The organism is Methylobacterium sp. Leaf117 (genome assembly GCF_001422985.1).
Taxonomy (GTDB): domain Bacteria; phylum Pseudomonadota; class Alphaproteobacteria; order Rhizobiales; family Beijerinckiaceae; genus Methylobacterium.
Genome location: NZ_LMNL01000004.1, coordinates 86,052 through 97,479, shown reverse-complemented (window position 1 = coordinate 97,479; position 11,428 = coordinate 86,052). Strand labels below are relative to the sequence as shown.

The window sequence follows — 11,428 nt, the reverse complement described above, 5'->3', positions numbered from 1 at the left end:
GAGAAGGATTGGTTGTCCTGGATGAAGACGTCGTCGATGCCGCTCGCGGCCAGGATGTCCGCCCGGTAGGTCTCCGAGAACCAGCCCCGCGCATCGCCGAAGCGCGTCGGCACCACGCGCCGCACCGCAGGAATGGTCGTCTCGATCACGCGCATGCTCGGAGGACCTCGAAACCATAGCATCGATTTGTCCTAGGCAGGTCTTAGCTTGGCGCTGTCAAGGGTAAAGGAGAGATTTATGGACGCGCGGCACCGAACCTTGTTCAATCATAAGGTGCATTTAGTGAATGGGCGAGGAAGGGTTCTGGAGAAGCCAAATCGGGGATTCGGGCTCGATCAGCACTAAGCAGTTTGTTTGAGCTTACCAACGAACGCACGCGATGATTCGCTTGTCCCTGGATGGAGGCGAGGCGGATCATGGCGGGACGATCCAGAATGACGGCGACAGCTGAACCACGCGCGGAACTGAGAGTGCCGCCGAGCGGCGCGGACCGTCTGCAGGCGGAGCGGGCTCGGGCGTTCCTCCTGCCCCTGTCGGGCTGGACCAGCTCGCGCGTCGCAGAAGCGTTTGGGGTGCAGGAAAATACGGTGCGGTTCTGGCGCTGCGGCTTTCGGGCGAGCCGCCCGGACCAAGCGCAGCAACGACTTCATCAACCTGCTGGAGCAAGTCGACGGCCTCTATGGGCTCAGGCCCGGCCAGCCGTACAAGCGAGGGGTGAGGTCCTCGACAACGGCCCGATCCACACCAGCAAGCTCAGCCATGCCACGCTGGCAGCCCGCGTGTCGAAGAAGTCGGCCAACGGCGGGCAAACCGCACCGGGTTTCCAGGAGGCTCCTGATCCTGCGAGGATGGAGCTATGACGAAGCTCACCCCACCCTTTTCCTCTAAGGTCCGTGAGCGCGCCATGCGGATGGCGTCCGAGCATCAGGGCTATCACGACACCCAGTACGGAGCGATCCGCTCAATTGCGCCCAAGATCGGTTGCTCGGGAGAGACGCTGCGGTATTGGGTACGCTAGGCCGAGCGGGATCAAAGTCAGCGAGCTGGCCCGACGACGGCCGAGGGCGAGCGGATAAAGGCGCTGGAGCGGGAGAACCGTGAGCTCCGGCAAGCCAACGAAATTCTGAGAAAAGCATCGGCGTATTTTGCCCAGTCGGAGCTCGATCGCTCCTTCAGGCGATGATCGCGTTCATCGACGATCACCGCGGGGGCCAGCCAATCTGCAAGGTCCTGGCGATCACCCCGTCAACGTATCACGCCCATATCGTGCGCCGGGTTGATCCCGGCAGGCTGCCGGCCCGATTCAAGCGGGATGCGACGCTGATGACCGAGATTCGGCGCGTGTACGAGGCGAACTTCTGCGTCTACGGCGTGCGCAAGATCTGGGGGGCTTGACCATGAAGGGATCACTCCGGCCCGTTGCACCGTCGCACGGCTGATGCGAGCGATGGGTCTGCAAGGCGTAGTGCGAGGCAAGACGGTCCGGACGACGATCCCTGATCCGGCTGCGGCGTGCCCACTCAACCGGGCCAACCGGCAGTGTAAGGCCGCGTACCCGAACAGGCTGTGGGTCGCGGATTTTACCTACGTCGCCACCTGGGGCGACTTCGACAATGGAAGCTTTCCTGGTCGATGTCTTCGCTCGCCGGATCGTGGGCTGGCGCGTGTAGCGCTCGGCGCGGACGGACTTCGTCCTCGATGCCTTGGAGCAGGCTCTACATGAGCGCTGCCCCATCGCAGGCAGCGGTCTCTTCTGTCACTCCGACCGCGGATCGCAATACGTGAGCATCCGATACACCGAGCGCCGTGCTGAAGCGGGCATCGAACCCTCCGTCGGCAGCGTCGGCGACAGCTACGACTTTGAGAGTGTGAGCGTCGCCCGGAGGACCTGACCCTTGCTTACGATTGACCTTCGTGTCCTCGCATTGACGTGTCGGTTCTCCGGCAGAGACCGAGCCAGCTTCTCTGCCGAGAATGGTTTTTGCTCAGGGCTCCGTCGTACCCGGGTGGGTGGGCGCCCGCGTCCGTTCCAAGGTTTGGGCGGCAGCGGTGCCGTTCCGGGAGCCCACAGGCTCGTGGAGGACTGAACACCCAGACTGTAGGGCAAGCCCAAAGCCGTCAGCGCCGTACGGACACCTCGAAGAACTACGCAGTTGCGAGGGTTGGCCGTCGATTTGACGCCCCTCGCAGCTTTGGCGAGATCGGACTGACGTTCTGGCAGTCTGGTGGTGGCCGTGAACGGGCTCGGGGGTCATCCCGAAGTTGCCTCAGGCCGCCACCGGCCGGGCTTAGATCCAGAGGAAGCGCTTGAGGTTGTAGGCGAGGTTGGCGAGCCCGATCTTGGTCCGGGCTCGCGCCAAACCGATGGTGCGCACGAACAGGCCGAAGCGGTGCTTCTGGCCGGCGAACACCGTCTCGATGGCCGAGCGGACCTTGGAGCGGGCGCGGTTGGCCTTGCGCTGCGCCGGCGTCAGATCGAGGCCAGGCTGCCGCCGGAAGTGGACCTTCGAGCGCCGGCCATTCTTGGCGAGATGCGCTTCGTTGGTCTTCGAGCGGTAGGCGGTGTCGGCCCAGACGGCGCTCGCCGTGTTGGTCGCGTCGAGGACGTTGGCCAGTTGTGCCCCGTCGTGGGCGGCCGCGCTGGTCACGGTGAAGCGGCGGACGAACCCGTGCTTGCGGTCGATCGAGACGTGGGTCTTGTAGCCGAACATCGGAACGGCGATCTCAACCTTGGCCTTGGTGCCGTCCGCCTTTGCGGGCCGCGCCTTGGCCCGCTTTAGGGTCCAGCGGGCATCGCGGTCTCATCTCGCGCGAGATTTTTTGGTTTGGCCGCCCACGCGTCAGGGATCTTGCCCTCCCTGAGAGCCGCCTTCTCCGCATCGGTGTTGCGCTGACGCGGAGCCGCGATGATCGAGGCATCGATGATCTGCCCTGACATCGCGAGGTAACCCTTACCCTTCAACCAGGCGTCGAAGGCGGCAAACAGCTCCTCGATCGCGCCGGCCCGGGTCAGGTGCTCCCGGAACAGCCACACCGTCTTGGCGTCGGGCACGCCATCCTCGAAGCCGAGATCAAGGAAGCGCATGAACGACAGCCGATCGCGGATCTGGAACTCGGTGGCGTCGTCCGACAGCGTGTAGAGCGTCTGAAGGACCAGGATCTTGAACATCAGGACCGGGTCGTAGGGCGGGCGGCCCCCCTTCGATCCGTCGGACCGCTTCAGTGCGGTGGCCAACTTCGGGCGGAAAGCCTCGAAGTCGATTAGGGCCGCGAGCTTCACCAGCGGGTCGCCGTTCTCCGACAGACGCTGATAGCGCTCATCCAGATCGAAGAACCCTGGCTGAACCATCCGAGCCTCCCCAACGTCGACACCGTCAGGGAATCACGACACCGCCCCGCACGGAAGGGGGTATTTCGAGGTGTCCGTACGGTAGGCCATGTCGATCCCGTATCCGGCATCTGCCAGAACGAGGCCGGGCGCCACCCCATCGGCCAAGGCTGCTCGGATCTGATCCAACGCGATGTCTGGCTCGGTCTGGAAGCCGATATCCTCGGGCACGCCGGCCTTGCTGCACCGCTCGGTATCCGGGGGGCACATAGCAAGGGCCCGAATACCCTCGCGCGATCATGCTCACGGGAAATCTCAGCTATTTTCCTGGAAAAATCACTATCATCTAACGCTCCAACCGCGCAGCCTTTGTGATTAGACATTAGCTGAGATAAAACTCAATTTCGATTCAACGATTAACTACTCTTCAAAATCGCCATGAACTCATACTGACTCCAAACCGTATCATACACTCTTTCAACAGATAAATCTATCAATTCGCGTTTTCTGAGCTCGTCTATGATGTACCGAAACGACTGAGGAGTAAATTGCCAGGCATGAACATCTATATAGCTGCCTCTCGCTTCATCAAAGATTTTTACGGCATGAGCAGCGCGCCGAGCAATATCAGATGCGTTTGGATCATCGTGCCAATTACTCCAATGCCCTATAGGATCACTATGCGTTGTAAGCGCATGGTGCTCGAAAACACTTGTCATAGTGTGCACCATTCTTCGTTCTTCAAATGCTTTTAGCACATTATCAAGACTACTTGCCTCAAGAAAGTGATCAAAACAATATCTTTTATCGGGTACTATAAGAAAATAACGGCCTCCTTCTTTTAGAATTCTAGAAACATTTACCAAGTGTCGGACTAGATCGGGCTGATGCTCAATACAATGGCTACTGAACACTGCATCAAATTCATTTTCTGGAACAATACTTAAATCTCCAACGCTTGATACATAATCTATATCAAAATCGGCCTGTATCGGGAACCCGATCTCCCTTGCTCGAGCTAGAAGACCGCTCTTATCAAGCACATCAAAATACTTGATATTAGCTCCAGTCAGGACAGGCTTAGTGAACGGTCCGATCTCTAAAACATCAGCCTCAGTCGGTAATAATTTGACAAAGCCGCTACGATGCGCGGCGGGGCTAGCAAACCTACCTTCAGACCTGCCAAATTCTTCGAAATGATTTTTGATTTCTTCGTCTGTTAGATTTTTCAAATCTTCGTGCAAAAGCTTGTAAAAATCTATATCTAATTCAGGAGGGATGCAGCTACTATCTAGATGTCTTGATACAAGATGAAAAAGATTTGAGTTAGTTGTATAAGAGTACGGCATACGACCTCCCTAAGAACTCACACTGTACGGTTATTAATTTTACGACCTCTACTTGGCTGTCATAATTTGTTTAGCACGTTGCGCTTCAAAGAGGCAAGATCAAAGAAAAAAGCCAGAGGTCGACACAATAAAAACTGAACCAGCACCAGATGTATCATGTATAAAATATCAAACAGCGCCATTATTCAATTTGAAACAATTATAAATATAATATATTCTGATAATTTTACTGAATAAATTAGTAAAATATCTAATTTTGTTCAATTAATTCCGAAAAACGCCGTAAAGCAACCTTTCGCCGCGACAATGCTCGAGCTTCATATCTGTCTATTCTCTCAAGCTGAACAAATATTACTGGCAATAACTCGCCTAACAACTTTTGTCCCACTTCGACTCGCGATAACCTATCCGCGGCGGCAGTTCTCAACATTGCAGTCTTGTATGATTGTACCCGCTGAAGGTAAATCTGCGCCTCAGCGACAGTACGAGCGGCAGATAGGATACCAATATTGTCGCCGTAGTCTCCAGCAATGAGCACAGCAAGACGCTCTGTCTCCACTCCTAACTGTGAATTAGGATAGATAATCGAGAGGCCGTGCTTACGTGCATTCTGCTTTGATCGCGCCTTACCTTCGGATGTACGAGGCCCAGTACTACTCATAGAATTATTTCGATTGGCAAAATTGGAACGCTCAGATGTCACTATTACCTCTAAAATTGAAGAGCACGAATTAGCGTTCGTCGGCACCCTCGACGCAAAGGACGTCGGCTGCAACTTTCTGGGCAAGCAGGCCGAACCTTTGTCGCTTGCGCTCGATTTCGCGCAACAGTGCATCTCGCCGTTGATCGGCCAGAAAAGTCATTCGATCAATGCGTTCGAGTGAAGGTAGATTTAAAAGAAAGCCGTGAGCTGCGACGTTTTCTGCCGTAAGGCCACGGTCTTCAAGAAGGTCCTCGACTTGAGCCCGTTGCTCCGCTTGGCCAGCCATCCAGCCTGAGGCAAGGCTATCAGCCGATGGCGCCACGAATTGGTTCAATCCCATGGGATCTGCGTTCTGAAGGGCAGGCCGGATCAAATCCTCGGCTGCCTGCAACTGAGCTTGGACCAAAATTTGCCTCCGCCAGCGCCGGATCCGATTGGCCTCCCAGATCAGGTCAGTGATGTTTTTGACCCAAAGTGCCTCGATAACGTCAGCAGGGCGGATCTGATCAACGATGCTGCGAAGGAGGGTCTCGTACTGATCTGCATCTTCGCCTGGCAGTAGGGGAGGGTCGCTGAACAGAAAGTCGAGGTGAGCCGGGATCGCAGGTAGGACGTCTCCTGAAGTCGATGCATCGCCTTGGCTCAGGCTGGCCAGTTTGCCCTTCGCTGTCCCTCGGGTCGCCATTTGATCCACCGCTCCTGCCTCAATCACTTTATCCGAAAGGATCCCCCGAGGACAAAGGCGTTCCGCCTCATTGGTCACGGCGTCCACCACGAACGGCTTTGCGGCAGATGCTTGAGCCTGTTCGCTCCCCGGTTCAGACTCGACATACACAGAAGGGCGACGAGACCGTGTATGCTCCTCCCGACGGACAACCGTTCCATCGACCTTGCGCTTGAGAGCAGAAGCCCGTGATCCGGGCATCGGACGCGTGGTGACATCTGCACCCAAATGCTGGAGCTTTTGTCGTTTTGCTTCGGCAGCCCGCGCGTGATCATCACGCGTTTTCTCACGCCCACACGCCTCATGTGCCGGCCCAAGATTGTGGAGCTCATCTGGACCACCGAGTTCGAGGGCGCGAATGTGCTCGACAATCCAGCGGTCTCGCACACCGTCGATGCGGCGATCGCAAACCACGCAGGTTCCGCCCGTCCGCTCCCACGCTTGCAGCCGACGGCGGCTCGACAACGCCCCGCGTCGCGTTGTGCCAACGTCCTCAAGCGCGACGTACGGCATCAAGGCGCTCATTTTTCAGAGTCGGACGGTCCGCAAGCGCCTTCAGTGCCTGATAGGATAGGTGCTCCCAGTCGCAGAGAAGTTGCTCATAGCGTTCGATCAACGCTCTGAGCTGTTCGTCCTCCTCACGGGCTACGAGCTTCACCTGGAGCCCCAAAGAAGCCACCGTCGGACGTGCGGGATCGGCCGCGCTCCGGCGCGGTTTGCTGTGGGGCATGGTAAGCCTCCGTCTAAGTTGGGTTGGTGAGAAGATCAGGCGGCCGCGACAGGTGGACAGCGGCAGGCGTTGCGTTCAATTACCGATCACGCTTGTGGCAACGGTCCTGCTCTGAACGTAGCGTCAGGGACCCGATCTGGTGGGATGGGCCGCGGGAGAGATTTGCGGCTCAACGCCATCCGCGGCGATTGCTTGGATGATGCATCCGCAGCCTGTAGAGCTGAAACCGGTCGTGTTGCCGGAAGCGCCGGATTAGGTCCGATACGGCCCGACGTCTCATTGATGGTCACCACCCGACGGCTCGCATTCCATCCGACCGTTACGCGAGCCGCCTTGGCGGCCCGCCACGTTCCCTGCAGAGCCGCTGACAGACAAATCCGCCAGGCTTCGCCAGTTGCTGCGCGGCGAGCTTTCGCAGCAGCTACAGCAAGGAGCATGATCGCTCTGCGGTCGTAAGTTGCAGAAACCAGGAGAGGACAAACGCCAGCTGATGACTGTGCCCGACGAAAGGCTAGATCGGCGAACGCTCGTTGCCGCAATGCTGCATGTCGATCTTCAGGAGCGAAATGGATGCGGTCCGCTCGGATATCGCGTATGGCAGCTGTCCAAGAAATCAATCGCTGACGCATCGACTGCACTCATTTGGGGAAACATCACCATATTAGTGCTATCTATAAGGCGTTAAGTCAACCTAAAAAAGTCATGTTGCGCAAAAATGGCAATTTCTCGGGAGCAGTGTCGCGCGGCGAGGGCCCTTCTGGAGTGGACGCAAGATCGCCTCGCTGAAGCGTCATCGGTTTCGAAAAAAACTCTGGTAGATTTCGAAGCCGGCAAGCGAACTCCATATGACCGGACGCTCGCCGACGTTGTTCGCGCTTTCGACGAAGCAGGTATCGACTTTATTCCAGAGAACGGAGGAGGTGTTGGTGTCCGCTTTCGTGAAAAGCGAAAGACCAAGTAACATCCGCCGTCTTCTATATAACTATTATTATACAATGAATATATTGCTCGACACTACCCACAATTTCTTGTGATCAAGCTGATAAATACTGCACCGTGAAACTGGAAACATCCGCGGCATTATGGCCAAAGACTGGTATGATTATAATTTGGTCCCTTGCAGAACTGAGCGGCCCGTGCTCGCTTTCGATTTTATTGCATAGTTCATCAATTCTGACGCTGTCATCCTCGCCGTTTAGGCAACGTATGATGAACCAGCGGCCCTGCGAACGTATTGTGTGTTCTAGTCGTTGGACGCGGCGCTCCAATCCAATTCGACCGTTCATTGGGCCTGCTGAGCCTCAAGATTGGCTACTCGTATAGCGAGATCGCCATCTCGTAATGCCTCAGCATGGACAGCAACGAGGCCGGAAAGTTCCTTTGCTTCCGGAAAGGTAATAACTCCGGCTGCTGCAGCCTCTAGGATACCCAATGTTGCCTTCGAAAGATCCTCCATCTTGGTGATCTCCGGCAGCATAAATTCCGCAGTTCGCATTCGCCATGCCGAGAGCTGATCCAAACAGTACCGCATCATCGTAGAGTTACCGCCAAGCGCCATTGCAACGGCCTTTTGCATCAACGCGCTCTCGGCAGCCTCCAGGATATTATCACCAGCACCCTTTGAGGGTTTCTGCCTTACGTCCGCCTCGGTGAGACAAGCAGCCGGCTTCGAAAGCCATGTTCTTGGTGAGGTTTTTTCGGGCGGCACTGCCGCCGCAACTCGCATCGTGCGTGGCATAAAAATTCTCGGGTCAGCTGTCAGTCTGGTTGGTCAACCAGCTTCTGAACTCAGCGCTGTTAAGAACTAACGTCCAGACCGGACGTGGCGTTGGCAACATGTACACTGTCACCATCTCGCATAGGTGGTTCGAAGGCAAGAACGAATTAGCAACATTACCGGCTAGAGCCGCGCCCCGTCAGTTTGGATCATAGGCATCGTATCCAGCGGCGGTGATAGAGTTGCGGCATTCGTCAGGTCTGAAGGCCGCGAACGCGTCTTGAATGGCGATGACCAGGTCGTCTGCGGTTCGCGCTGCGGCCGTCCGGAGGAGGGCTTTCAACTTGGCGAAGATCTGCTCGATGGGATTGAAATCGGGCGAGTAGGGCGGGAGGTAGAGCACCCGTGCACCGACCGCCTCGATGGCTTCGCGCACCCCGGCGACCTTGTGGGCGTTCAGATTGTCAAGGATGACGGTGTCGCCGGGCTTCAGCACAGGAGCCAGGGTGTCGGTGACGTAGGCACGGAAGCGCATGCCATTCGTGGCTCCATCGAAGACGCTCCTGGCGATCAGGCCCGTGGCCCGCAGGGCGGCGGTGATGGTGGTGGTCTTGTAATGCCCATGCGGCACGGCGATCCGACAGCGTTCGCCGCGGGGAGCACGACCATAGCGGCGGGCCATCTTCGTCGTGGCGGCTGTCTCGTCGAGGAAGACCAGGCGATCCGGATCGAGGTCGGGTTGGCGCTCGAACCAGTCCTCGCGTGCGGCCTTCACATCCGGCCGCTCCTGCTCGGCCGCGTGGACAGCCCCTTTTTACGGGTGATGCGGTGCCGGGCGAAGAAGCGTGACAGGCTGCTCGTGCTCGCTTGGACACCGCGTTCCGAGAGGACGTCACGGAGCTCGCGCAGGAAGGATTGCGGGTGTTCTTCGTTGGCCCGAAGGATCAGGACGGCCTGCGCTTCCAGGCGCTGCGAGTTGCGGTCGCCGCCCATGGGCTTGGGCGCGATCCGCCCTTCTTGCCGAAAGCAGTCGTGCCAGCGGATCGCGCTGGCCGCTCCCACACCGAAGCGTTTGGCTGCCTGACGCCGCGATGTGCCCGCTTCAATCGCGGCAACCACACGCTCACGCAGATCGACAGAGAGTGAACCGCCCCGGGTTTCCCGGAGGCTCCAACTCCTGAGAGGATGGAGCCATGACGAAGCGAACCCCACCGTATTCTCCTGAGGTCCGTGCCCGCGCGGTGCGGATGGTGCTGGACCACCAAAGCGAGCATGCCTCGCAATGGGCGGCGATCAATTCGATCGCGGCCAAGATCGGCTGCTCGGGCGAGACGCTCCGGAACTGGATCCGGCAGTCCGAGCGAGACAAGGGTCTGCAAGGCGGCCCGAGCACGGACGAACGCGAGCGGATCAAGGCACTGGAGCGCGAGAACCGCGAGCTGCGTCAGGCCAACGAGATCCTCCGGAAGGCCAGCGCGTATTTTGCGATGGCGGAGCTCGACCGCCCTTTCAAACGATGAAGGCGTTCATCGACGAGCACCGCGATGCCTACGGGGTCGAGCCGATCTGCAAAGTGCTGCCGATCGCCCCGTCGACGTACCATGCCCATGCTGCGCGGCGTGCCGATCCCGGGAAGCTACCGGCACGGGCCAAGAGCGACGCGGCGCTGATGGTCGAGATCCGGCGCGTGTTCGAGGCGAACTTCCACGTCTACGGGGTGCGCAAGGTCTGGCGGCAGCTCGGCCGGGACGGGATCGTGGTGGCTCGGTGCACCGTGGCGCGGCTGATGCGGGCGATGGGACTGAAGGGCGTCGTGCGGGGCAAGACGGTCCGGACGACGATCCCCGATCCGGCAGCTTTGTGCCCGCTCGACCGTGTCAACCGACAGTTCAAGGCACCGCGCCCCAACGCCCTATGGGTCAGCGACTTCACCTACGTGGCGACCTGGTCTGGCTTCGTCTATGTGGCTTTCGTGATCGACGTCTTCGCCCGCCGCATCGTCGGCTGGCGGGTCTCTCGGACGGCTCACGCTGCCTTCGTGCTGGATGCCTTGGAGCAAGCCCTGCACGAGCGTCGTCCCGTCCAGGGCGGCGGGCTCGTGCACCACAGCGACAGGGGCTCGCAATACCTTGCGCTGCGCTACACCGAGCGGCTCGCCCAGGCTGGTGTCGAGCCGTCCGTCGGCAGCGTTGGCGACTCCTACGATAATGCCCTCGCGGAGACGATCAACGGCCTGTTCAAAGCCGAGGTGATCCATCGACGCGGCCCGTGGCGGTCTTTCGAGGCCGTTGAGTTCGCCACCCTCGAATGGGTCGACTGGTTCAACACCCGCCGCCTGCTCGAACCGATCGGAAATATCCCGCCCGCCGAGGCCGAAGCGCGCTACTATGCCCAGGGCGAGGTCCAAGCCTTGGCGGCCTGACCCAAACCAAATGGCCTCCGGGAAACCCGGGGCGGTTCAGAGAGCTGAAGGCATGGTGATCCTCCCTCATAAGCCCAACCAGTGAATCACACGCGAGCCAAACCGCCTACCCCAAACGATTCAACCCGCCAGGGCACGGCTCTAGGGTGTGAACCGAACCAAGACGTTGCGAGAATTCTGGTTTTGTGATTCAGAGCCGCCGTTTGCAGCACGGAGGCGGCGATGGCGGACCTGTTCTGGCTCTCGGATGAGCAGTGGGCGGTGATGGAACCGTTCATGCCCAAGAACCAGCCCGGGCCGGAACGGAACGACGATCGGCAGGTCATTTCCGGCATCCTGCACGTGCTGACCTCGGGCTGCCGCTGGCGCGACTGCCCGGCCGCGTATGGTCCGCGCACGACCGTCTACAACCGCTTCAATCGCTGGTCCCGCCGCGGCTTTTGGCGGGCGATGCT

9 protein-coding genes, 4 pseudogenes and 2 other annotated features are annotated in these 11,428 nt (G+C 58.7%); of the genes and pseudogenes, 4 read left to right on the top strand and 9 right to left on the bottom strand.

Going from position 1 to position 11,428, the window contains the following annotated elements:
* Positions 1-155 (bottom strand): dTDP-4-dehydrorhamnose 3,5-epimerase family protein (locus ASF57_RS05445; RefSeq protein ID WP_162241538.1); only part of this gene is annotated, 155 nt, incomplete at its 3' end.
* A gap of 701 nt (positions 156-856) precedes the next feature.
* On the opposite strand from ASF57_RS05445, the pseudogene ASF57_RS24390 reads away from it, so the two are divergent.
* Positions 857-1,859, top strand: a pseudogene (locus ASF57_RS24390) (IS3 family transposase); the annotation flags it as partial.
* Positions 1,138-1,245 (top strand) — a sequence feature (AL1L pseudoknot). (Overlaps the previous pseudogene by 108 nt.)
* 68 nt (positions 1,860-1,927) lie before the next feature.
* Here ASF57_RS24390 and ASF57_RS25440 read toward each other — a convergent pair.
* The 6 genes and pseudogenes from ASF57_RS25440 to ASF57_RS05410 all read right to left on the bottom strand — a co-directional run.
* Positions 1,928-2,131: pseudogene (locus ASF57_RS25440) on the bottom strand (transposase); the annotation flags it as partial.
* 157 nt (positions 2,132-2,288) lie between these two features.
* A pseudogene (locus tag ASF57_RS24380) lies at positions 2,289-3,349 on the bottom strand (IS5 family transposase).
* 63 nt (positions 3,350-3,412) lie between these two features.
* Positions 3,413-3,586 (bottom strand): annotated as a pseudogene (locus ASF57_RS05420) (transposase); the annotation flags it as partial.
* Positions 3,587-3,744: 158 nt separating this feature from the next.
* A complete protein-coding gene (locus tag ASF57_RS24375) occupies positions 3,745-4,677 on the bottom strand; it encodes a methyltransferase domain-containing protein (protein ID WP_082503707.1) in 933 nt (310 codons plus the stop codon).
* A gap of 731 nt (positions 4,678-5,408) precedes the next feature.
* Entirely contained in the window at positions 5,409-6,629 is a 1,221-nt protein-coding gene (locus ASF57_RS24370) for an HNH endonuclease signature motif containing protein (RefSeq protein WP_082503706.1), read from the bottom strand.
* Complete coding sequence (locus tag ASF57_RS05410) at positions 6,598-6,834, bottom strand: hypothetical protein (protein ID WP_056480885.1); 237 nt, start codon at positions 6,832-6,834, stop codon at positions 6,598-6,600. Before ASF57_RS05410 ends, ASF57_RS24370 begins: the two co-directional genes overlap by 32 nt.
* A 715-nt stretch (positions 6,835-7,549) precedes the next feature.
* Between ASF57_RS05410 and ASF57_RS24360 the strand changes: the two genes are divergently transcribed.
* Entirely contained in the window at positions 7,550-7,795 is a 246-nt protein-coding gene (locus tag ASF57_RS24360; RefSeq protein ID WP_082503705.1) for a helix-turn-helix transcriptional regulator, read from the top strand.
* Positions 7,796-8,116: 321 nt separating this feature from the next.
* Here the strand turns inward: ASF57_RS24360 and ASF57_RS25435 are convergent, their stop codons facing one another.
* The gene (locus ASF57_RS25435; RefSeq protein ID WP_156375976.1) at positions 8,117-8,572 is read right to left on the bottom strand and encodes a hypothetical protein; all 456 of its coding nucleotides are present in this window, start codon (positions 8,570-8,572) and stop codon (positions 8,117-8,119) included.
* Positions 8,573-8,750: 178 nt separating this feature from the next.
* A protein-coding gene (locus ASF57_RS24355; RefSeq protein WP_244476825.1) for an IS630 family transposase occupies positions 8,751-9,682 on the bottom strand; the annotation gives its coding sequence in 2 pieces (ribosomal slippage) (positions 8,751-9,355 and positions 9,355-9,682; 933 coding nt in all).
* Between the two features lie 62 nt (positions 9,683-9,744).
* Between ASF57_RS24355 and ASF57_RS05390 the strand changes: the two genes are divergently transcribed.
* Both ASF57_RS05390 and ASF57_RS26750 read left to right on the top strand, forming a co-directional pair.
* A protein-coding gene (locus ASF57_RS05390) for an IS3 family transposase (RefSeq protein ID WP_156375975.1) occupies positions 9,745-10,973 on the top strand; the annotation gives its coding sequence in 2 pieces (ribosomal slippage) (positions 9,745-10,033 and positions 10,033-10,973; 1,230 coding nt in all).
* Positions 10,026-10,142 (top strand) — a sequence feature (AL1L pseudoknot). Its footprint overlaps the gene before it by 117 nt.
* A 222-nt stretch (positions 10,974-11,195) precedes the next feature.
* The coding region (locus ASF57_RS26750) for a transposase (RefSeq protein WP_244476824.1) at positions 11,196-11,428 on the top strand (233 nt) is incomplete at its 3' end.